Source organism: Streptomyces caeni (assembly GCF_042678285.1).
GTDB classification, from domain to species: domain Bacteria; phylum Actinomycetota; class Actinomycetes; order Streptomycetales; family Streptomycetaceae; genus Streptomyces; species Streptomyces caeni.
Map to the genome: position 1 here is coordinate 1 of NZ_JBHUDX010000016.1, position 22,851 is coordinate 22,851.

Consider the following 22,851-nt stretch of genomic DNA (forward strand, 5'->3'; position numbering starts at 1 on the left):
GACGCGGCGAGCACATCCGGCATAACGCCACCGGCCGCCCAGGCACCCGCCAGCCCGCAGCCCGCCGCCGCGACCGCCCCGGTCGCACCTGCCGCCGCGAAGCCCGCCGCGGCGCCCTCCGCGCCCAAGAAGGACGAGCCCGCCGCCGAGGCCCCCAAGGGTGCCGAGGCCGTGACGCTGCGTGGTCCCGCCGCCGCCGTCGCGAAGAACATGAACGCCTCCCTGGAGATCCCCACGGCCACGTCCGTGCGCGCGGTCCCGGTGAAGCTGCTGTTCGACAACCGCATCGTCATCAACAACCACCTCAAGCGCGCCCGGGGCGGGAAGATCTCCTTCACGCACCTGATCGGCTACGCGATGGTCCAGGCCATCAAGGCCATGCCGTCGATGAACTGGTCGTTCGCGGAGAAGGGCGGCAAGCCGACCCTCGTCAAGCCGGAGCACGTCAACCTCGGCCTGGCGATCGACCTGGTGAAGCCGAACGGCGACCGCCAGCTCGTCGTCGCGGCGATCAAGAAGGCCGAGACGCTCAACTTCTTCGAGTTCTGGCAGGCCTACGAGGACATCGTCCGCCGCGCCCGCGACGGCAAGCTCACGATGGACGACTTCTCCGGGGTGACGGTCTCCCTCACCAACCCCGGCGGTCTCGGCACGGTCCACTCGGTCCCGCGCCTGATGCCCGGCCAGTCGGTGATCATGGGCGTGGGCTCGATGGACTACCCGGCGGAGTTCCAGGGCACCTCCCAGGACACGCTGAACAAGCTCGGCGTCTCGAAGGTCATGACGCTCACGTCGACCTACGACCACCGGGTGATCCAGGGCGCCGCCTCCGGCGAGTTCCTGCGCGTCGTCGCGAACCTCCTCCTCGGCGAGAACCGCTTCTACGACGACATCTTCGAGGCCCTGCGCATCCCGTACGAGCCGGTCCGCTGGCTCAGGGACATCGACGCCTCGCACGACGACGACGTCACCAAGGCCGCCCGCGTCTTCGAGCTGATCCACTCCTACCGGGTCCGCGGCCACGTCATGGCCGACACCGACCCGCTGGAGTACCGCCAGCGCAAGCACCCCGACCTGGACATCGTCGAGCACGGCCTCACCCTGTGGGACCTGGAGCGCGAGTTCGCGGTCGGCGGCTTCGCCGGCAAGTCGATGATGAGGCTGCGCGACATCCTCGGCGTGCTGCGCGACTCGTACTGCCGCACCACCGGCATCGAGTACATGCACATCCAGGACCCCAAGCAGCGCAAGTGGATCCAGGACCGCGTGGAGCGCCCGCACTCCAAGCCGGAGCGCGAGGAGCAACTGCGCATCCTGCGCCGGCTGAACGCGGCGGAGGCGTTCGAGACCTTCCTGCAGACGAAGTACGTCGGCCAGAAGCGCTTCTCCCTGGAGGGCGGCGAGTCCGTCATCCCGCTGCTGGACGCGGTGATCGACAGCGCGGCCGAGTCCCGCCTGGACGAGGTCGTCATCGGCATGGCCCACCGCGGCCGCCTGAACGTCCTGGCCAACATCGTCGGCAAGTCGTACGCGCAGATCTTCCGCGAGTTCGAGGGCAACCTCGACCCGAAGTCGATGCACGGCTCCGGCGACGTGAAGTACCACCTGGGCGCCGAGGGCACCTTCACGGGCCTGGACGGCGAGCAGATCAAGGTGAGCCTGGTCGCGAACCCCTCCCACCTGGAGGCCGTCGACCCGGTCCTGGAGGGCGTGGCGCGCGCCAAGCAGGACATCATCAACAAGGGCGGCACGGACTTCACGGTGCTGCCGGTGGCGATCCACGGCGACGCGGCCTTCGCGGGCCAGGGCGTGGTGGCCGAGACCCTGAACATGTCGCAACTGCGCGGCTACCGCACGGGCGGCTCGGTCCACATCGTCATCAACAACCAGGTCGGTTTCACGGCGGCCCCGGAGTCGTCCCGCTCCTCGATGTACGCCACGGACGTGGCCCGCATGATCGAGGCCCCGATCTTCCACGTGAACGGCGACGACCCGGAGGCGGTGGTGCGCGTCGCGCGCCTGGCCTTCGAGTTCCGCCAGGCGTTCAACAAGGACGTGGTGATCGACCTCATCTGCTACCGCCGCCGCGGGCACAACGAGTCGGACAACCCGGCCTTCACCCAGCCGCTGATGTACGACCTGATCGACAAGAAGCGCTCGGTGCGCAAGCTGTACACCGAGTCGCTGATCGGCCGGGGCGACATCACCCTGGAGGAGGCCGAGCAGGCGCTGCAGGACTACCAGGGCCAGCTGGAGAAGGTCTTCACGGAGGTCCGCGAGGCCACGTCGCAGCCGGCCGCGTCCACGGCGCAGGAGCCGCAGGACGGCTTCCCGGTGCAGGTGGACACCGCCGTGTCCGCCGAGGTCGTCAAGCGGATCGCCGAGTCCCAGGTCAACGTCCCCGACCACATCACCGTCCACCCGCGCCTGCTGCCGCAGCTGCAGCGCCGGGCGGCGATGGTCGAGGAGGGCACGATCGACTGGGGCATGGGCGAGACCCTCGCGATCGGTTCGCTGCTCCTGGAGGGCGTCCCGGTCCGGCTCTCCGGCCAGGACTCCCGCCGCGGCACGTTCGGCCAGCGCCACGCGGTCATCATCGACCGCCAGACGGGCGAGGACTACACGCCGCTGCAGTACCTCTCCGACGAGCAGGCCCGCTACAACGTCTACGACTCGCTGCTGTCCGAGTACGCGGCGATGGGCTTCGAGTACGGCTACTCGCTGGCCCGCCCGAACGCGCTCGTGATGTGGGAGGCCCAGTTCGGCGACTTCGTCAACGGCGCCCAGACGGTCGTGGACGAGTTCGTGTCGTCGGCGGAGCAGAAGTGGGGCCAGACGAGCGGTGTGACGCTGCTGCTGCCGCACGGCTACGAGGGCCAGGGCCCGGACCACTCGTCCGCGCGCCCGGAGCGCTTCCTCCAGCTCTGCGCCCAGAACAACATGACGGTCGCGATGCCGACCCTCCCGTCGAACTACTTCCACCTCCTGCGGTGGCAGGTGCACAACCCGCACCACAAGCCGCTGGTGGTCTTCACACCGAAGTCGATGCTGCGTCTGAAGGCCGCCGCGTCGAAGGCGGAGGAGTTCACGACGGGCCGGTTCCGCCCGGTCATCGGCGACGCGTCGGTGGACCCGGCCGCGGTCCGCAAGGTCGTCTTCACGGCCGGCAAGGTCTACTACGACCTCGACGCCGAGCGCCGCAAGCGCGGCGTGACGGACACCGCGATCATCCGCCTCGAACGCCTGTACCCGCTGGCGGGCGCCGAGCTCCAGGCGGAGATCAAGAAGTACCCGAACGCCGAGAAGTACCTGTGGGCCCAGGAGGAGCCTGCGAACCAGGGCGCCTGGCCGTTCATCGCCCTGAACCTCATCGACCACCTGGACCTGGCGGTCGGCGCGGACATCCCGGCGGGCGAGCGCCTGCGCCGGATCTCCCGCCCGCACAGCTCCTCCCCGGCCGTCGGTTCCGCGAAGCGGCACCAGGCGGAGCAGCAGCAGCTGGTGCGCGAGGTGTTCGAGGCGTAAGCCTCCGGGCAGGATCGGCAGAACCGAAAGGGCCCGGTCCGGGGTTTCCCCGGGCCGGGCCCTTTCGGCGTGCCCGGGGCGTCGCGGGGTCTCAGGTCGTCTGCGGCTCGAAGTCCCAGTACGGGCGCACCCGCTTCCGCGCCGCGACGGTCTGCGGGTGCCGCGCTCCGAGGACAGCGGTCAGCGCGGCCAGGGCCTCCGACTCGATCTGCTCCGCTTCCCGGTGCCGGCGCAGCTGCCCGAGATCGGCGGCGAGCGCGATGCGTGCGCACAACGTCAGGGGATGCCGGCCACCGAGCCGGTCGCCGGCGCCGGCGGCCGTCCGCCGGCTGAGGGCGGCCCCGGATTCGGGGTCGCCGACGGCGGTGCGCAGCGCTGCGGCGTTGACGGCGCAGCCGAGGGTCCAGGGGTGGTGCTCCCCCACCGCGGCCGTCAGGTCCGCCAGGGCGCGTTCGGCAAGGACACGGGCCTGCTCCGGCGCGCCGAGCCGGAGCAGGACGAGGGCGTGGTTGGCGCGGGCTCCGGCGGTGTACGGGTGTGCAGGCCCCAGCAGCCGTTCGTAGCGGGCGCCGACGGACTCGCTGATCAGACGGGCATCGTCGAGGCTGCCGTGGTCACGGGCGAAGCAGCTCTGGCTGGTGGCGAGAAGCAGGGTGAGCGGGTCCGTGTCGCCCAGGACCCGCTCCGCGCGGCGCAGCACGCGGGCGAAGAGCGGCCCGGCCCGTTCCCGGTCGCCGCCGCGATACAGGCACAGGGCGAAGTTGTGCTCGGCCCGCAGGGTCTGCGGGTGGGTGGGGCCCAGCACCTCCTGGTGCAGGGCCAGGTTCTGCTCCTGAAGCTGTGCGGCCTCGGAGTAGCGGCCCAGGAGGCGCAGGTCCGTGGCGCAGTAGATCGCCGAGAAGAGAGCCCACACGTCCCGGGCCCCCAGTATCCGTCGGCGGTCCTGCAGTGTCCGCCGGTCGATGGTGAGGGCATCGCTGTACCGGCCGAGCAGCCGCAGCGACACCGCCGTGTTGTTCCGGGCCGACAGTGTGCGCGGCTCGGCCGTCCCGAGGAGTTCCTCGTAGCCCTCCACGACCTCCTGGGAGAGGGCGAGGGCCTCCTCGTAACGGGCCAGTGCCCTCAGGTCCGCGGCGAGGCCGCCGACCGCACGGAGATACCCGAGGTTCCGGCGGCCGCTCACCGCCAGGTACTGCTCCACCGCCGTACGGCTGACGGCTTCGCTGTGCTCGTAGTCACCGCACGCCCTGAGGAGGTTGGCGTAGTGGTGGCCGAGGTCCCACAGCAGCTCGGCGTGGGCGCCCAAGCGCTCCTGCCAGGCGGTCAGCGCCTGCTCGGCGAACCGGACGCCAGTGCCGTACTCGCCCGAAAGGTACAGGTGGCGCAGACAGTTCAGGACCAGGGTGGAGACGACCGGGTCGGTGCTGCCGAGCACGTCCGCGTACTCCAGGTGCGGGACGATCTCGCCGTAGCGGGGCCAGGCGTCCGGGTCGGCGGGCCGCCGCGGATCGGCGGCGGCGAGAGCGCGGCGCACCACGCCCGCGAACACCCCCCGCTCCTCGTCGGGCATGTCGGTGCGGACGGCCTGATGCACCATCCGGTGCAGTGAGATGTGTCCCGTGGAGGGGCTCGACTCGGTGGATTCCAGGCGGGCTACGGAGTACTGGCGCAACTGGCCGATCGCCCTGCCCCACACGCGGGGATCGCTCAGAAGTCCCGACACGGACTCGGGCAGGTCGTCGGCGGGCATCTCGCGGAGCAGGTGCACGGGCACGGAGCCAGGTGCGAAGAAGGTGCACAGGCGCAGCAGTACGACGGACTCCGGGCAGCTCTCGCCCAGCCTGTTCACCAGGATGGACAGAGCGGTGCGGAAGGTGAGCGGGAAGTCGGCCGACACCGTCGTGCCCGTCAGACCCGGACCGGCGCTCAGGAGGTCCAGGTACTCGTCGACGGACATGCCGGAGTCCTGCAGCCAGGCCGCGTTCTGGTCCAGCAGGAGCGGCAGGTCCTCCAGGGCCTCGGCCAGCCGCCCGGCTTCGGCATCCGTCAGCCGCGGTGCCCGGCGGCGAACGAAGGCGACCGATTCGGCACGGTCGTAGACCGGCACTTCGAGCAGTGCGCTGCCGTGGCGCCGCCACACCGGATTGCGGGACGTGATCAGGACATGGCCCTCTCCCTCCGGCACCAGGTCCTCGATCTCGTCCGGCTCGTCGGCGCCGTCGAGGATCAGCAGCCAGCGCGCGTAGGGCTCCCCGCGGCCGAGTGCCTCCCGCACGGCCCGCAGCCGTTCCCCGTACTCCGCGCCCGTGGACAGCCCCAGCGCCGGGGCCAGTTCGGCGAGCTGCTGCCGCGCGGAGGTCCGGTCGTCCGCGCTCACCCACCACACCACGTCGTACTCGGAGCCGAACCGGTACACGTACTCGGCGGCGAGCTGGGTCTTGCCCACTCCCGGCATGCCCTGAAGGGTCACGATTCCCCGCTCGCGCTCCAGAAGGCGGCGGGTCTCCCCCAGGAGCGCGTCACGGCCCATGAAGCCGGGATTGCGGCGCGGTGTCCCGCCCCACACCCGCGGGGTCTGCGCCGGGAAGCGGGGGCCATCGCGATGGGCGCCGTCGCCGGACTCCCGCGGGGGGCCGGAGGGCAGCCCGAGAACCTCCAGGACCCGCTGCTCGGCCTCGGACTCGGACAGGTCGTACAGACCGGCCGGGCCCAGGGCCGCCGCGGCCTCCGGCAGTCCGGAGGGCGTCAGCGACACGGCGGCGAAACGGTCCGCGTTCGGGACGGCCACCTCGTACAGGGCCGCGTTCCACTCCTCGGGGGACCTCGCCCCCGCCCCGAAGTACCTCTCACCCAGCACCAGCAGTACCGGGCCGGGCGCGTGCAGCAGTTCTCCGAGGAGGTCCGCCAAGGGCGCCCCGCCAGGCGGATCCCAGCGCTGGTCGACGACACGATGACCGTGCCGCTTCAGTCGGTCCCCGATCCAGGCCGCCCAGGCCCGGTTGAATCCGGCGTGGCTGATCGTGACCGTCTGGGGGCCGGTGCGCAGCGGCCGGCGCACCGGGAGCGGGGCGGGCGGACCGCTTCGCTCCGGACCGCTCCGCCCGCCGGGCGGCTGGGGCCGCGGGTGCACGGGGGCGGCAGACGGTGCCGGCCGCCTCGTCGCGGCGGTCGTCCGTTCCCGCACGACGTCCACCAGCTTCGCGGCGGGAGCCCGCCCCGGCTGCCGCTCCCGGATCTCGGAGCGCAGTTCCGCCTTGCGGACGGGCAAGCCCCACTGGTTGCTGATGGTCAGCCACAGGGATGCCGGGCCCGTCTCCCCGGTCGTCGACACGCGGAAGCGCGCCGCCCCGTACGTGCCGCCGAATCGGTGCAGGACGACACTCGGTTCGTCGAGCGCCGTGCACACGAAGGAGGGAGACCCGTCGAGCGCGACGGTGAAGGTGAACTCCTCGACGGAGTACGGCCAGTCCCCGGGTGCGCCGTCCGGTCCCGGGAGAGGGCCGCGCAGGTCGACGGTGACCAGGTAGTCGCATTCCGTCTCGGCCTCGCGGGGCCACGCCACCTCGGGTTCGATCATCAGGGGGTGCTGGTCTCCGTTCACCGTCCGGCCCCTTCCCCGGCGCTCTGCCCGTCCTGCGTCGCCAGGCGCAGCGTGGTGAGCGGATGCCCGTAGTAGTGGAACATGAAGGCGTACAGGAGGCGCAGCACCCGTTTCTGGCCCACCCGGTCGACCTGTCCGTCGTCGTTGCGCGTGGTCGGGATGGCCGTCAGGGAGCCGAAGTCGTCCACCGCCCGGGCCCGGAACGACCGCAGGGTCTCGGCGACGGGCTGCCGGGGGTGCGTGGCCACCTCGTGCACCAGACGGCGCACCAGCTTGCGTGCCTCGTGGTCTCCGACCTTCCCCGCGGTGACGATGCAGCCGCCCGCCCCCTTGCGCAGGAACAGCTCGGCGAAACCGCGCAGGGCGTACTCCCCCTGGGCCCTGTTGCTCACGAAGCGCCCCGAGTGGCAGGCGTTGAGGCAGACGAGGGCGCGGTCCACGTCCAGCACCCCCATGGGCTGGCCGTTGAACTCGGCCCAGGTGCGGTCGCCGAGCGACAGGCGCGGGACGGTGGGGCCGTAGGTGCCGTGGCAGCCCATGTAGACGAGACCGGTGTGGTCGACGGGTGTGTCGAGCGCCGCGAGGAAGGGCGTCATCTCCTTGTGCGACTGGTGGGCGTACCGCGCGAAGACCCGTCCGTCGCCGGCCATGTCCTTGTGGAGGTAGCTGAGCACCCGCCCGTGGCACTCGCCTCTCTCGCGCGGCAGGTCCTGGCCGGCGTCGTGCACGGTGGTCCAGCGGACCAGGACCAGCCGCGCGCCCAGCGGTCCGCCCTCCAGGCCGCGTTCGGTGTCGGCCGGCACCCAGAACAGTTCCCAGGGAAGCTCGTATCCCGTGTCGTCCCAGACCACGAGCCGCAGCGTGTCACCGTGCCGGGCCCGGATCCGGTTGATCCAGCGGGCGAGTTCCGGCTGGTTGCCGGACCAGAGCTGGATGCCCCGCAGGATCTCCGACGGGTACTCGCCGTCGCCGCTGACGTTGCCGAGGCTGACGGCCGGTGCAACGAGGCGGGTGGGGCCGGCCGAGCAGGTCAGGGTGAGCTCGCCGCACCAGCCGTGGAGCGCGTACGCCTCCTGCCCGTCCCCCGACTCGGCCCTCGCCACGCGGAGCACCGCGAAACCCTCGTCGAGGCGGGCCACCGGGCGGACCTCGCTGCCCCCGAGACCGGAGGGCGGTTCGTGCGAGCGGCGCAACTGCCCCAGGGAGGCGGGTTCGCGGCGGGCGGCGGGCCTCAGGCCGGGCAGGGCACCGCGACGCATGACGGTGGCTGCCCCGGTCAGCCAGCGGGCGGCGCGCTGCGGGTCACCGTTCACCGGCGGCCCCCTCGTCGGCGGTTCGGGTCCGCTGGACGGGCCGTCCCTCGACGACGCTCCCGCCCAAGGTCTCGGCCAGCGTGAACGGCAGGTCCCCGTAGGGCTCCCGGGCCGCGTCCACGACGGCGACGTGCAGCCTGGTCCGGTCGATGGCGCCGATGCGTGCCGCGGCTTCGAAGGTGTCCTCGACGCCCACCGCGGCCACCGGTGCGCTCAGCCGGCCGGTGTGACTGGCCCGCAGCGGGACATTGCCGCGCCCGTCCGTGACCACGACCAGCCACGCCTCCGCCAGGGCGCTCCCGTGCTGCCGGAAGGCACGGCGCAGCGCCTGGGCGGCCTGTTCGATGCCGTGCGCGAGCGGTGTGGCCCGGCCGGCCGGGCGGTAGAGCGCGGCGAGCACCCTGGGGTCGAGAACGCTGCGCACGGCGAAGGACTCGGCCCGCAGTTCGTCCCGGGCCTGAGCGCTGCCGACCTCGATGACCTGGGCCGCGGCCCGCCCGGTGTACGCCCACTGGAGGAACGGCGTGAGCGCGTCCTGCCAGTCCCAGTCGCCGGGTCGGCAGGTGTGGTCCAAGACCAGGACCAGCATGCGTTCGGGGGTGCCGGCGCGGACGTAACTGTGCAGGTCGACGGGCGACACCGTGAACCGCCGGTTTCCCCTGACGCGTTGGTGCACGGCGGCCTCCCGCACGGTGCGCACATGGGCCAGGTCGCGCAGGTCCCTCGCCCGCCGAGTCCCCACCGCGACTCCGCGCGCGGAGGCGGCTCCCCGCCTGCGCTGCCAGGGGTTGCGCAAGGGGGCGAAGTCACGCAGCACCTCCGCCTCGTCCTCGGGGTACGGGGTGGCCGGCACCACGGGGGCCCGGCCCTCGCCCGTGCCGATTCCTTCGGGCGGCTCGCTCTCCAGGAGCGGCTCGCCGTCCTCGGGGCGTGGCCGGTCGCCGGGCGGTGCGCCGTCCCCGCGCCGTGGAACGGGGCGGGATGCCGGGCGGGGGCGCTGGGCGAAGGGCGAGGGATCCGCCGCACCGGAGTCCCCGTCGCCGGGGTGCGGTGCGTCCGCCGCGGTCAGCCCCATGAGCAGGGCGGCGGCGTCGCAGTGGCGGGCCAAGGCCGCGGGTGCGCCGTCCAGTGCCGCCAGGGTGCGGGCCAGCCTCGCCAGCGCGAGTTCCCTGCGGACGCCGGCGTCCGGCCCGAGGAACTCCGGTACGCGTGTGAGGACTTCGTCGGTGACCCGGGCGACCGGAACGCCCTGCGCGGCGGCGGTGCGCCAGCCGGCCGGCAGGGTCGCCAGCAGGTGGTCGGCCGGAGGCAGCCGCAGGGCGGCGGCCTGCAGCCGGACGGCGAACCTGTCCAGCAGGTGCGGACTGAGCCGTCCCGCGTCGGCCGAACGACAGGCCGCCAGCCAGCGGGCCCGGGGACGGGCCACCTGACGCAGACCGGAGTGCTCGACCACGGCGACGTCCGCGCCGAGGAGCTGGACCGCCGCACGCATCCCCGCGACGCTCAGCCGGGCCAGGTCGGGGACCACGACCACCGGTGGCGGACCGGGACGGCCGTCCGCCCCGACGAGCGGGCCCGGCTCGACGCGGAACACGATGCCGTCGGGTTCGCGCCGGAGCCGCGGCCGGACCCAGAGGTCCTCGTCACGGGTGATGGCGCCCAGCATGAGGGGGACCTGCTCGGGCCCGGAGCGGTCCAGGACCCCCGAGCCGGCGACGATCCGGGTGAACAGCTGTGCCACGGAGTCCATGAGCCGGGGATCGAGGTCGAAGAGCAGTACCCCGGGCAGGGCGGGTTCGGCCGCCGCGCAGACCAGGGCGCGGGCCAGCCGCCGGGCGAGGTCGTCGGGTTCCTCGGGCGCGCTGGGTTCGGACACGGCGAGGCCCTTCGGCAGATCGGATGCCACGATGCGTAACCAGGCGGGTCAGAGGGGTTCGAAGAGATCCCTGATGCGGGTCTGCTCGTCCGGCCCCCAGTCGAAGGTGCCGCCGTGGGCGGTCTCCGGCCGCCGATGCCGAAGCGCCATGGGCAGCACCCGCCGCAGGTGGACGCGCTCCACCTGGTCCGCGCCTTCCAGCGCGGCGAGGGCCCGGGCCGCCAGCGTGGCCACGATCTCGCCGCGCTGGCCCACGGCGTCCACCCGCTCGGCCGCCTCGGCGCACAACCGGACGACCTCGTCGGGCACATGAACCCGCGGTGCGCGGTCCCGGGCGGTCTCCAGCCGCGTACGCGTCCGGCGGTCCTCCCGAGCGGCCGCCGCGAGCCAGCCGGACTCCTCCCCCGCCAGTTCCTCCTCGAAGTCCAGCACCGTGCGGATCATGCGGTGGCGCGCCTCGACGTCCAGCCGCCCGGCGGTGACCATCAGCCCGAAGCGGTCGAGCAGCTGGGGCCGCAGACCGCCCTCTTCGGGGTTCATGGTGCCGACGAGCCCGAAGGACAGGTGCCTGGCGGTGGCGAGACCTTCACGCTGCACGGACAGCACTCCGGTCGAGACGACGTCGAGGATGATGTTGACGAGGTGGTCGTCCAGCAGATTCACCTCGTCGATGTACAGCAGACCCTTCTCGTCGGCGTCCTCCAGGAGACCCGGCTGGGGCCGCGGCTCGCCCCGGATGAGGGCATCCAGTTCCCAGCCGCCCAGGACGCGGTCGTCGGTGGCGTTGATGGGAAGGGTGACGGGCAGCTCGTCATGGGCCATCAGGGCGAACGCCCGTACGAGGGTGGACTTGGCGGTGCCCCGGGCGCCGGCCATGAGCACGCCGCCGATGCGGGGCACGACATGGTTGAGTTCCAGCGCCAGCTTCAGCTCCTCCTGGCCCACGACACGGCTGTACGGCAGGATGTGCACCTCTCCGGTGGCGCGGCTCACGAGACGGCGCCTTCCGGGCCCGGCGCCGGATCCCCCGGCGCGGCGGCCGTCCGCCACCTGAAGGTGATCTGGAGCTGTGCCTCCGCCCCGCTCTTGACCAGGGCCGCCACACCCGCGTCGACCTTGATGGAGAGCTGCATCTCTATCTCGTCCGGCCGGACGCCCTCCTGGAGCTCCCCGAAACGCCGTACCGCCTGGGCCGCGCAGCGCCGGGCGAGGTCCAGCCCGTCGGTGTAGGCGTCCCGGGCGACCTGGACGACTCGGTGGGCGGCCGTGTCCCTGGTCTCCTCGTCGCCGTACACGAGGTCGAGGCCGTCGGGTGAGGAATCCGGCCCGAGGTCCGCTGCCACCTCGATGGGAATGGGCCCGTCCGCTCCCGCCGGGACGGGCCCCACTAAGATCACCACGCGTCCCCCTTGAGTCAACTCCCATGCATTGCGGCCATGTTGAGAGACATGGGTCCTTCCCCGGTGCGTCGGGGGTTATGCGGACCGGGCACGGCTGCGGTTCGGTCAGACCGTCTGGGGTTCGAAGTCCCAGTACGGGCGGTTGCGGGCGCGGGCCGAGACCGTGTGGACATGCTGCGAGCCCAGCGTCGCCGCCAGATCCGACAGCGCCTCCTGTTCGACCTTCTCAGCCTGCCTCCGGTCGCGCAGCGCCCGGAGGTCGGCGGCATGGGCGATGCGCGCGGAGAGCGTCATGGGGTGCGTACGGCCCAGGACCTCGCTCGCCCGCGCGACCGTCGCCTTGCTCAGCTCGGCCGACGACTCGGGGTCACCGACGAGGCTGCGCAGGGCCGAGGCGTTGATGGCGCAGCCCAGGGTCCAGGGATGGCTCTCGCCCACGGCCGCGGTCATGTCGGCCAGGGACTGCTCGATGAGGGCGTGGGCGTGCTCGCGTTCGCCCACACCGCGCAGGACCAGAGCGTGGTTGGCCCGGACACCGGCGACGAAGGGATGCCCATCGCCCAGCATCATCTCGTAACGGGCGACGACGGCCTCGCTGAGCTCACGGGCTTGGTCGATGTCACCGTTCTCCCGGGCGAAGCAGCTCTGACTGGTGACGAAAATGAGCGTGTTCGGATCCGTTTCGCCGAAGACGCGCTCCGCCCGCTCCAGCACACGGGCCAGGAGCGGGCCCGCCTTCTCACGGTCGCCACTGCGGTAGTGACACAACGCAAGGTTGTGCTGGGCCTTGAGCGTGTACGGGTTGTTGGACCCCATCACGTTGAGGAGCTCTTTCACGTTCTTCGCCTGGATCGACTCGGCTGCCGGGTAGCGGCCCAGCAGGCGCAGATCGGTCGCGTAGGCGAACTCCGAATAGAGGGTCCACGGATGGCGTGCCCGCAGCAGGAGACGCCGCGCTTCCATGGTCTGCCTGTCCAGGCCGAGAGCCTCTTCGTAGCGGCCCAGCAGCACCAGTGTGGCGCCGAGGTTGTTCTGGGCGTTGAGGGTGCGTGAGTCCTGTTCGCCCAGGAGTTCGCGATACGCCGCCAGGATCCATTGGGACAGTTCGAATGCCTCGTTGTAGCGGCCCAGGCCGCGCAGGTCGGCGGCGAGCCCTCCGGCCGCGCGAAGATGCTCCAGGTCCTGCGGACCTCGCTCCTCTCTCAGGTGATCGACCGCGACGCGTTCGATGGCCTCCGTACGGCCGTATTCGCCGACCGCGCGCAGCAGGTTGGCGTAGTGGTAGGTCAGCTCCCAGATCCGGGGGTGCGTCTGCCCCAGCAGCGACCGCCAGGTGTCCAGGGCGCGTTCACCGAGTTTGATCCCGGCCTGGTACTCGCCCGAGAAGAACATGTAGCGAAGGCAGTTGAAGACCAGACGCTGCACGGTCGAGTCGGTGCTGTTGAGCACCTCCGCGTAGTCGAGGTGCGGCACGATCTCCGCGTACGCGGGCCACAGCTCCGGGTCCGTCGGCCTGCGCGGGTCCGCTGCCGCCAGCGCCCTGCGCACGACCTCGATGAACTCCTCGCGGTCCTCGTCCGGCATGTCCTTGCGGACGATCTGGTGCACCATGCGGTGCAGGTACAACGACTCGCCCGAGGCCGCCGTGTCGTCGGAGGTCGTGTCGTGGGACTCCAGGCGGACCACGGAGTACTGGCGCAGCTGGTTGATCGCCTTGTTCCACAGCAGCGGGTCGTTGAGCAGTCCGGCGATCTGTTCGGGCAGTTCGTCGTGCGGCATCTCCTTCAGGAGCCGCACGGGAATGAAGCCGGGCGCGAAGAACGTGCACAGACGCAGCAGGTCCACGGACTCCGGGACCGTCTCACGCAGCTTGTTCAGCAGTATCGACCACGCCGTCTGGAAGGCGAGCGGGAAGTCCGCCGATACCTTGACCACGTCCTGGTCGATGCCGCCCTCCAGCAGTCCGATGTACTCCTCGACCGACAGGTCCGAGTCGTTGAGCCAGCCGGCCGTCTGGTCCAGCAGCAGCGGCAGGTCCTCCAGGGCCTCCGCGAGCTGGTCGGCCTCGGCCTCGGTGAGCCGCGGTGCGCGACGGCGGATGAAGGCCACGGACTCGTAGCGCTCGTAGACGGGCACTTCCAGCAGTCTGCTGTTGTGCTCGCTCCACTCCGGGTTCCGTGAGGTGATCAGTACGTGGCCGGGGCCCGTCGGCACCAGGTCCCAGATCTGGTCCGGCTCGTCCGCGCCGTCCAGGACCAGCAGCCAGCGCGCGAAGGGGACACCGCGACGCAGCGAGTCACGGACGGCACGCAGGCGTTCGCCGTACTCCTGGCCCGTCTCCAGCCCCAGTCTCGGGGCGAGTTCGGCGAGGAGGCGGCGGTAACTGACCCTGTTCTCGGCGTTGACCCACCACACCACGTCGTACTCGGAGCCGAACCGGTACACGTACTCGGCGGCGAGCTGAGTCTTGCCCACGCCCGACATGCCGTGCATCGTCACCACGCCCGCGCCCGGCTCGGCGCCCTGGAGGAGGTGGTAGGCGTCGTTCAGCAGGGGCTCCCTGCCCGTGAAGCGTGTGTTGCGGCGCGGGACACCGCCCCAGACCTCCGGCATGGCGGCGGGGAAACGCGGCCCGCGCCGTGCGCCGTTCGCGGATTCGGGCAGCGGGTCGATCGGCAGGTCCAGCCGGTCGAGCAGGCGCCGCTCGGCCTCGTCGGCACCCATGTTGGTCAGGTCCGTCGGGGCGAGCACGGCGGCGGCCGTGGGCACCGGCGCTGTGGTGACCGAGACGGCGGCGAACCGGGCGGGGTCGGGTGCCACGACCGTGCGCAGGGCCGCGTTCCACTCGTCGTGGGAGCGTGGCCCGAGCTGGAAGTACCACTCGCTGACGATGATGAGGACGCGTCCCTCGGAGAGTTTGAGGTCGCGGAGGAGGTCTTCCAGCGGGATCTCGGCCGGGGAGTCCCAGCGCAGATACACGACGCGGAGCCCGCGGCGCTCCAGCCGGTCACCGATCCAGGCCGCCCAGGCCCGGTTGAACCCGGCGAAGCTGATCGTGACGGTCTGCTTCGCGGCCCCTTTCTCGGCTGATCCGACCGGCGTACGAGCTCCAGACATGCAGCGGCCTCCCCGTGCGTCATAGTAGAACCTGGGCGCGGTGCCGCATAGGCACGGACTGGTCTGCTCCATACTTGCGCTCCGCGGTTGGCATCCTTTCCCACGGGCGCGGCGGGCCTCACCCGTTCCGGCAACCTCATTCACGCGTCCGGCGCAACGGCCCGTGCCGTTGCAGCCACAGGGTGCGGGCGGCCTTCACATAGGCGGCCGCACGCGCCGCGTGCCCCCGGGGGGCCGGGAAGGCGGCGATCCGCTCGTACGTGGCGACCATCTGGTCCACGAAGGCGCGCCCCCGGTCGGTCAGGTCGGCCGATGCGACCAGCGTGGGCAGCGCGGCACCCACTTGCTCCTTGTAGCGGGCGTACAGCGCCCATGCGCTCTCCTGTTCGGTCCGGCCGGGTGCGGCACGGGCGCAGCGCTGGAAGTAGTCCGCCAGGGCCAGATGCGAGTACGTGCCCTGCAGCAGGCCGTCGTAGGGGCGCGGGTCGGGACGCCATGGAGCGAAGTACCGCTCGTCCGGGCTCGCGTGATGCAACGTCACCATCTGGGCGAGCGCCGCGAGTTTGGTGTGCTGGATCTCGTGGACCAGGGTCGCGGCGAAGGCGGGCGGCGTCGGCGGGGGACTGCTGAGCACGGCGCCGAACGCTTCGCGCCTGGTGGCGCTGCAGTACCCGCCGCCGTCGCTGCCCGCGGGCGAGGCGGGCGGCGCGGCCAGCGGTACCAGGCACCGAAGCAGGCCGGCGGTCTCCATGACCCGCTGTTCTCCGCCCAGCAGCAGGGCTCCGGCGGTTCCCATCCACGCCTGCACCCACCGCTTGCGTTCCCCGTCGTCCGGTGTCGCCGCCGGGCTCATCTCCCGGTAGCGCGGCCCGCCGGGCACGGTGCGGTACGGGTCGGTGTCGTCCAGGGGCATCGGCGCGCTGCCCGGCACCAGACCGGGCAGCGCGTACGCGGGCGTCCAGGAGGGGGCCCCCGACCAGGCGCCGATGCCGTCTTCCAGGTGGACCACGACGTCGGCGCCGCCCCGCTGGCGCAGCGTCAGGTGACCGCGCCGGTGGCGGACCTCGACCGGGGCGTCCCCGGACTCCACGGTGTGCAGCGCCCCCAGGGACGGCAGGGTGAGCGCCCCGTCGCGCGCCGTCAGCCGCACCGTGAAGGAGATCCCGGCACGGGCCGCGGCCGCCGCCGCGAGTGCGCTCAGGTGGGCGAGGTCGCGCCGCAGTTCCCATGTGCGCTCCCGCGTCGGCGGTTCCGTCTCCGTGTCCAGGCCGCGCAGGCAGCGTGTGGCCCAGGGGCCGACCAGCGGATGCAGGAGCCGTGCGCGAGCGGGCGAGCGACGGCGGGTGTCCGCGGGCCCGCCGGGGAGGTCCGCGGGGCCGGGCGCGTGGAACTGCCCGCCCCCGGCGCCCGCACCCACGCCCGCGCCCCCGCCCGTGCCCCCGGTCGTGCCCCCGTGCGGCCTCGGCCCGTCGCCCTCCCGGGGCCCCGCCCGGTCCGCCTCGGCCAGCAGCGCCCAGTCCTCCGCCACCCGCCGCCGGGCCGCGGCCGGGCACAGTGCCGTGGCCGCCCCGTCGACGGCGTCGAGAACGGCGCGCAGCATCAGCAGCCGCCGGGTGTCCTGGTCGCGTACCAGGAGCGCCAGCGTGTCGGGGCCGCCTTCGGTACGGCCGAGCTCGGCGAGGGCCCGGTCGGGGACCGCCGGAAGTATCACGGGGTGCTCCCTTCCCATGGGACGGGCGCCCGGAGTGCCGGCGCTGCTTGGCCGGCGAGCCGCTTCGCCACATGGCGGATGAGTCGTTGCAGGTCGGCGCAGTACACGGAGGGATTCACGAAGCCGTGTCCGGCTCGGTAGCGGTGGGCGTAGTGGCCGCCGCCGCAGACGGTGAGCAAGGGGCAGGCCCGGCATTCCGCCGCCAGTGCGGCGGCGCCCGCCTGCCGGGCCGCCACGCCGGGATGGCGCAGGGCCCCGTCGAAGCCGTGCCGGAAGACGTCCAGGCCCGTCTCCGCGGCCCCCGCGTACGCCGACTTGAGGGAGTCGACCTGCTCGATGGACCCGTCCGTCTCGATCACCACCGCGTCGAAGGGCGCGAGGCCCAGTGACTCCGTGGCGGCGGGCAGTCCCAGCAGCAGCGCGAGGCACTCCTCGAAGATCCGCACCCGGGTCTCCCGCCGCCCCGCCCCCCACCAGCGGTCGAAGACGGCGCACAGCCAGTCGCCGTAGGGGGTGCCGGTGCCGTCCAGGTGCGGTGGCGGGGCCGACCAGTTCCCGTGCGGCAGCAGCAGGTCCAGGGCCGGCGGACGCAGGGCGAGCAGGGAGTCGTAGGTCTCCAGCGGGTCGAGTGCCGGGTCGACCACCGTGAGGATTCCGGCGTACGACTGCGGGAACCGGTCCGCGACCAGGCGCGCCCCGCGCGAGGCGGCCGGCCAGGAGGGGCGGCCGGACCGGTCGACGCGTCGTGCGTTGTGGGCGGCGAGTCCCCCGTCGAGGCTGATGCCGACGCGGATGCCGTGCCGGGCGAGCGCGGACATGCGCCGCCCCGTGAGCAGGGTGGCGTTGGTCTGCACGGTCGGGTGGACGACGCAGCCGGCCGGGACCCGGTCGCGTACGAGGCCGGTGAAGCGGCCCAGCGTGTCCGCGCCCGCCAGGAGCGGTTCACCGCCGTGCAGGACCAGGGACACCGCCGTCAGGCCGTGGCCGCGGGCATGTTCGGCGATGCGGTGTGCGGTGCGGTCGAGGACGTCGGCCGTGGCGGCGGCGGGCCGGTCGCGCCAGCCGTGGTCGGGGCCTTCGTACAGGTAGCAGTACCGGCAGGCGAGGTTGCAGCGGCCGTGCACCTTCACGATGAACTGCCGGAAGGGGAAGGGCCCTTCGGGGATCCGCCCGGGAGCGGCCTGTGGCGACACTCCAGCACCCCCATGCCGTACGGCTCGTGCTCCGGTGGTACGACCACCGCGGCACGGCCCCCACCCGTAGGGGAGCACATGCCTGCCCATCCGGGAACACAAACGGGCGACGTTCGGAGTTGACCGGTTGAGCAATGAATTCGACCGAAAGTGATATCCCTGGACCTACGGTCCCGCCGGCTCAGAAGGCGTTGTTGAACCCCCACAGCATCTCGCTCGGCCGTGCCGCCCGCTCCCGCAGATCGGCCAGCACCTCGCGCAGCACCGGATGCCGCATCGTCCTCAACTCCTCGAGGTCCAGCCCCAGCAGGTCCGGCAGCGGCTCCCCGGCGCGGTCCGGCCCCACCCCGGAAGCGGCCTCATCCCGTACGCCCATCCCACATCCTCTCTCCCGAATCCGCCCCGCTACTCCAGCTCCGCCAGCCGCTGAGCCGTCTGCCGTGCCGTCGGCTCGCCCGTGGTCACGCTGCCGTCCGGCAGCCTCGACCACTCCGCCCGTGCGGCCCGGTACGCCTCACGGGCCGCACGCGGACGCGTTGCCGCCTCGTAGGACATACCCCGCCAGTGGTGCGCCTGCGCGCCCAGTTCCACGGCCTCCTGACGACGGCGGTCCGTTTCCGCCTCCGCCTCCGCCTCACGGGCCGCCTCGGCGGCGGCCCGGAACGCGTCGACGGCCTCGTCCAGGCGCGAGGGGCGCCCCAGGCTCTGGTACGCCTCGAACCGGACCTGGCCCGCCTCCAGCCGGCAGCGGGCAGCCAGGAGCGGATCGTCCGCCTCCGCCGCGGCGAGCCCGAAGAGGTGTTCGGCCTCGCGCAGGTCGACCCGGTCCCCCCGGGCCCGGTAGCGCAGCATCAGCGCCCGGCCCAGCAGCAACACGCGGTGCGCCAGGTGCGGGCTGCCGGCCGGGGTCTGCGTGCGGCACTCCCGCAGCACCCGGATCGCCCGGAACAGCGGCTCCTGGGAGCGGGGGCCCGTCTCCAGCACCGCCCTGCGCAGCAGCACCTCGCCCCACTCGGCGAGCACATCTGCGTGCGCGGGCGCGTCCCGCGACATGCGCCGGGCCGCCTGCGCGAACCGGTCCGCGGCCGCCTGGAGTTCACGCGGGTCGCCCGTCTCGGCATAGCGGGCCTCGCTGATGCGTCCCGCGCGCACCAGAAGGGCGGCGCGCAGGCCCTGCTCCCTGGTCAGGGCCAGCCCCTCGTCCACACGTGCCTGGGCGTCGTCCAGGACGCCTCCCGACCGCAGCAGCGCGTCGACCAGGTCGAGGAGGACGCGGACCCGGTCACGCGCGCTCTCCGCGGATGCCCCCGGGCGCGCCTCCCCGGCGGTCTCCAGTGCGTTCCGCAGTGACTGCGCCCCCTGTTCCGCGTAAAGGCGGGCCTGCTCGGGGTCCACGGTGGCGCCGGACAGGCGCAGCAGGATCCGGCCGTGGGCGAGCGGCAGTTCGGGCGGCCGGCGGCGCCGGTCGGGCCAGGCGTCGGCGAACGCCTCCAGCATGCCGACCGCCCCCTGCAGCAGCGCGCTGTCGCCGCCGAGACGCCACTGCGACTCCAGTGCGCCCACACGCTCCAGAGTGAGCTTCAGGGACTCCTTCTCGTCCAGGCCGGGAGCAGCACAGGCCACGGCGTACTCGCGGTCGGCGCGCCGCAGCAGCTCCAGTGCGCCGCGCTGGTCGCCGTGGCGCCTGCGGTCGGTGGCGGCGGCACGCAGCACCCGGGCGAGCACCGCCCGCTCGCGCAGCGCGCGGGGGTGCGCCACGGCCCGGTCCGCGGCCGCCTCGGCCTCCCGGAGCAGTTCCGCGCCGCCCAGCACCTCCCACAGCCTGAGCACGCAGTGCGCGTACTCGCCCCACAGTTCCGGGTCGGCGCCGGCGGCCTGCTCGTGCTCCGTGGCACCCCGCAGCAACTGCACGGCGTCGATGAGGTCCTGCACCATGCCCTCCTGGTCGAACCGCTCGACCAGGGAACGGGCCCGCAGGACCGCGGCATGCGTGGGATGCCCCGTGCCGGGGTCCGGGCCGTCCCGGCGGCCGTAGAGGGCGAACTGCCGGGGCAGGGGCATGAAGCGCTCCAGGACGCGCGCGGCGACCTCGGCGAAGGGCTGCGGGACGAGGGCGGCGCCGCCGCTGTCCCCGCTGTCCCCGTTGTCCCCGTTGTCCCCGTTGTCCCCGTTGTCCCCGTTGTCCCCCGGGTAGCCTGCACCGGGCGCGTAGGGGTGTCCCGGGCCGCCGTCGCCCAGTTGTGCCAGGGCGAGGGCCGGGAAGTTGGGACCGCCCTTGCCGAAGCGCTGCTCGATGTACTCCGAGCAGTACTTGAGGACCAGGATGGCCTCATCCCGGCCCAGCGGTGACAGCAGCGACTCCTGGACACCGGGCGCGAACTCGAACCACTGGAGGCCGTCGCTCCCGTAGTCCTCCCTGGCGCGCGACACCAGGCCGCTCAGCAGGACCTCGGCGAGTTCGGAGGGCCCGGAGTCGGGCAGCATGGTCCGCTGCACCAGCTGCATCACCGGCAGGCACAGCGGCGCCGCGGCGAGGTAGCCGGCGAGCCTGCCCGCGGCCGGGGATGCCGTGGAGCGGAACCGGCTGACCAGTTCGAGGGCGGACGGGCGGCGGCCGGGGCGCGCGGCGGGCGCGGGCGGCTGGTCGGAGAGCACCCAGCCGACGGCGCCGGCCACCGGGCCCGCCCCGGACAGCAGCCGCGCCCAGGCGCCGAGGGCGACCGGATCGGGCGGCAGCACCGGTACCGGGACGGCACCGCGCCGGGCCTCGGGGGACGGACCGGCCGTGGTGCGCACCCGGAGCGCGGCGGCGCCGCCCAGGGTCTCGCCACGAGTCAGCTCCCCGTAGGTGACCGGAAGCCGGGTGCGGCTCCACATGCGCTGCGGCAGCGGCTGCAGCACGGCCGCGGGGGCCTGCCGGGACAGATGGTGCAGGAGCCGGTGGGCGTGGCCGCTGCGCCACAAGGGGCCCGCGCAGTCGCTGACGAGGAGGGTGATACGGCGTCCCGTCGGATCGCTCAGCCGGTCGGCGGAGTGCAGCGGGGCGGTGTGGGGCTCGGGACTGCGGCTGACGGCCGGCCGGCCGTCGGGGCCCTGGTGCAGATGGCTCACCTGGATGTCCCAGAAGGCTCCCAACTGCGCGAAGACCTGCTCCAGTTCGGCGAACATCCGGTCCCACACCCGCATCGACGACGAGGCGTCCATCACGAGTTGGAGGCGTGCGTCGGCCCGGGTCACGGCGACGAAGACGGGCAGCACCAGTCCCCCGGCCCGGGCGCTCAGCTCCGCCGTCGCCGTCTCGTCGAGCACCGACCTGAGCGGGGGCGCGGCGCTCCGGTACCCCTGCAACGGCCGTAATGCGCGCTGGAGTTCGAGTGGGGCGGGGAGCGCGGGGGCGACGGGCACCCCGACCGGCAGCGCCGCCGTCCTGCCCTGCCCCCCGGCCCGCTGCCCACCGTGCTGCGGCACGGGGTACAGGGCGACACGCCGGTCGCCCTCCGCCCCGTGCGGCAAGGGCTCCGCAGGGGACGGCTCGGTGCGGGACGGGTCGGCCACCGGGGTGCCGGACGCAGGCAGCCCGCCCCGGAGTTCGGGCGGCACGGCGGGCGGGACCTGCTGCCGCGGTTCGTCCTCCCCGGTCCCCCGGGACGGGGCGGGACGCGTCCAGTGGGCCAGCCACAGGGCGTCGCACAGGTCCTCGGCGTCCGGGTCGAGCCCGATCTCCCGCAGCCGGACCACGAGTTCGGCGATCGGGTCGCGGTCGGGCGGGAGGGGACCGGGCGGGAGGGGACCGGGCGGGACCGGGCCGCCGGGGCCGGTTCCTTCGCCGGGGAGGCCGGGGCCGGGACCTTCGCCGGGGAGGCCGGGGCCGTGGCGCGCCGTCGCGTCGGGCATCAGCGCGTCACCTCGGGCGGTCGAGTCGCTGGATGAGCAGGTCGGCCAGGCGGTCGCGGCTCGGCGGAGCGGCCGCGTCGGTCAGATAGATGGCGTTCAGCAACTGGTCGGCCGCGAGGAGTTCGCTGCGCGACCGCTCCAGGAAACGGGTGATCAGATCGTCGCCCGCGCGGGCGGCCTCGTCGCCCAGATGCGCTCGGACGAACGTGGCGAGCCTCGCGTGGTCGGGCCGGTCCAGCTGCAGGTGGATGCACCGGCGCATCAGTGGGGCGGGGAAGTCGCGTTCCCCATTGCTCGTCAGGACCACGAAGGGGAAGGCCCGGCAGCGCACCCTTCCGTCGCGCACGCGCACCTTGGTGCCGTCGGCGGTCAGCACCTCGGCCTCGCCGTCCGGCAACCGGTCGGCGAGGCGTTCGAGCTCGGGTATCGGGAACTCGCCCTCCTCCAGCACGTTGAGCAGATCGTTGGGCAGGTCGATGTCGCTCTTGTCGAGTTCGTCGATGAGCAGCACCCGCGGCGCGTCGGAGGGCAGCAGAGCAGTACCGAGCGGACCGAGCCGGATGTAGCTGCCGATGCTCTCCACCGCGCCGGGCGAGCCGGCCGCGTTGCCGTATCCACCCTGGGCCGCGATCTGGACGTCCTGCAGCCGGGCGATGGCATCGTAGTGGTACAGACCGTCCTGAAGCGTGGAGCGGCTGACGATGGACCAGCGCAGTACGTTGCCCAGGCCCAGCTCGTAGGCGACCGAGTGGGCCAGGGTGCTCTTGCCCGCACCGGGGCTGCCGGTCACGAGCAGCGGGCGGCGCAGGTACAGCGCCGCGTTGATCATCTCCAGTTCCTCGGCGCCGGGCCGGTGCAGCTCGGCCAGATGCCGGTACGCGCCCAGCCTGCGGTCCTCGGACCCGTCGCCGCCGCCCGGCGCGGCGTCACGGCCCGTGAAGTCCCGCCACGGCGGAGGCGCGGGCAGCCGCTCGATCCCGTCGTGGGGTTCGCCGGCGCCTCGGTAGATGAGCCACTCGCTGGATTCGGTCATGATCCGGTCCTCGTCGTCACTCGTCCGCCAGGGCAGCCGTCGAACGTGCATCACGGTATCGATCCGCAGGAAGCCTGATAAGGGCGCGGTACGGCCTCGGGCACGGCCCCCGACACGGCCGTTGCGCCGACCTTTGCGCCGGTCGTTGGCGCAGCCTTCGACACGGCCTTCGACACGGCCTTCGCAAC

The 22,851-nt window shown here is 72.9% G+C and carries 12 protein-coding genes; 1 reads left to right on the forward strand and 11 read right to left on the reverse strand.

Annotation, left to right across the window (positions count from 1 at the left end):
- Positions 1–3,525: multifunctional oxoglutarate decarboxylase/oxoglutarate dehydrogenase thiamine pyrophosphate-binding subunit/dihydrolipoyllysine-residue succinyltransferase subunit (locus tag ACFSL4_RS06270; protein WP_381079393.1), on the forward strand; the 3,525-nt coding region annotated here is incomplete at its 5' end.
- 91 nt (positions 3,526–3,616) lie between these two features.
- Here ACFSL4_RS06270 and fxsT (ACFSL4_RS06275) read toward each other — a convergent pair.
- The 11 genes from fxsT (ACFSL4_RS06275) to ACFSL4_RS06325 form a co-directional block, all read right to left on the reverse strand.
- Positions 3,617–7,102, reverse strand: a complete 3,486-nt coding sequence (fxsT, locus tag ACFSL4_RS06275) for an FxSxx-COOH system tetratricopeptide repeat protein (protein ID WP_417820253.1) — start codon at positions 7,100–7,102, stop codon at positions 3,617–3,619.
- Positions 7,103–7,122: 20 nt separating this feature from the next.
- Positions 7,123–8,439, reverse strand: a complete 1,317-nt coding sequence (locus ACFSL4_RS06280; RefSeq protein ID WP_381079397.1) for a CHAT domain-containing protein — start codon at positions 8,437–8,439, stop codon at positions 7,123–7,125.
- Positions 8,429–10,345, reverse strand: a complete 1,917-nt coding sequence (locus ACFSL4_RS06285) for a magnesium chelatase (protein ID WP_381079399.1) — start codon at positions 10,343–10,345, stop codon at positions 8,429–8,431. The genes ACFSL4_RS06280 and ACFSL4_RS06285 overlap by 11 nt, the downstream gene beginning before the upstream one ends.
- Before the next feature lie 18 nt (positions 10,346–10,363).
- Positions 10,364–11,308: an AAA family ATPase gene (locus ACFSL4_RS06290; protein ID WP_381079401.1), complete on the reverse strand. Its 945-nt coding sequence runs from the start codon at positions 11,306–11,308 to the stop codon at positions 10,364–10,366.
- Positions 11,305–11,715 carry a CU044_2847 family protein gene (locus tag ACFSL4_RS06295; RefSeq protein ID WP_381079403.1) on the reverse strand — a complete coding sequence of 137 codons (411 nt, stop codon included), beginning with the start codon at positions 11,713–11,715 and terminating at the stop codon, positions 11,305–11,307. The genes ACFSL4_RS06290 and ACFSL4_RS06295 overlap by 4 nt, the downstream gene beginning before the upstream one ends.
- A gap of 105 nt (positions 11,716–11,820) precedes the next feature.
- Positions 11,821–14,832 (reverse strand): FxSxx-COOH system tetratricopeptide repeat protein, encoded by a 3,012-nt coding sequence (fxsT, locus tag ACFSL4_RS06300; protein WP_381079405.1) that lies wholly within the window; start codon positions 14,830–14,832, stop codon positions 11,821–11,823.
- Positions 14,833–14,968: 136 nt separating this feature from the next.
- Entirely contained in the window at positions 14,969–16,543 is a 1,575-nt protein-coding gene (locus ACFSL4_RS06305) for an aKG-HExxH-type peptide beta-hydroxylase (protein ID WP_381079407.1), read from the reverse strand.
- The gene (locus ACFSL4_RS06310; protein ID WP_381079409.1) at positions 16,540–17,736 is read right to left on the reverse strand and encodes an FxsB family cyclophane-forming radical SAM/SPASM peptide maturase; all 1,197 of its coding nucleotides are present in this window, start codon (positions 17,734–17,736) and stop codon (positions 16,540–16,542) included. Before ACFSL4_RS06310 ends, ACFSL4_RS06305 begins: the two co-directional genes overlap by 4 nt.
- Positions 17,737–17,917: 181 nt before the next feature.
- The gene (gene fxsA / locus ACFSL4_RS06315; protein WP_381079411.1) at positions 17,918–18,112 is read right to left on the reverse strand and encodes an FxSxx-COOH cyclophane-containing RiPP peptide; all 195 of its coding nucleotides are present in this window, start codon (positions 18,110–18,112) and stop codon (positions 17,918–17,920) included.
- Between the two features lie 29 nt (positions 18,113–18,141).
- Positions 18,142–21,630, reverse strand: coding sequence for an SAV_2336 N-terminal domain-related protein (locus ACFSL4_RS06320; RefSeq protein WP_381079413.1), 3,489 nt, complete (start codon positions 21,628–21,630; stop codon positions 18,142–18,144).
- 7 nt (positions 21,631–21,637) lie between these two features.
- Positions 21,638–22,663 (reverse strand): AAA family ATPase, encoded by a 1,026-nt coding sequence (locus ACFSL4_RS06325; protein WP_381079415.1) that lies wholly within the window; start codon positions 22,661–22,663, stop codon positions 21,638–21,640.
- Positions 22,664–22,851: the final 188 nt, after the last annotated feature.

What these genes read in the sequence shown, in the direction of transcription:
- ACFSL4_RS06325 (WP_381079415.1), bottom strand. Translation starts at nt 22,663, where the DNA reads ATGACCGAATCCAGCGAGTGGCTCATCTACCGAGGCGCCGGCGAACCC.
- fxsA (WP_381079411.1), bottom strand. Translation starts at nt 18,112, where the DNA reads ATGGGCGTACGGGATGAGGCCGCTTCCGGGGTGGGGCCGGACCGCGCC.
- fxsT (WP_417820253.1), bottom strand. Translation starts at nt 7,102, where the DNA reads ATGATCGAACCCGAGGTGGCGTGGCCCCGCGAGGCCGAGACGGAATGC.
- ACFSL4_RS06320 (WP_381079413.1), bottom strand. Translation starts at nt 21,630, where the DNA reads ATGCCCGACGCGACGGCGCGCCACGGCCCCGGCCTCCCCGGCGAAGGT.
- fxsT (WP_381079405.1), bottom strand. Translation starts at nt 14,832, where the DNA reads ATGTCTGGAGCTCGTACGCCGGTCGGATCAGCCGAGAAAGGGGCCGCG.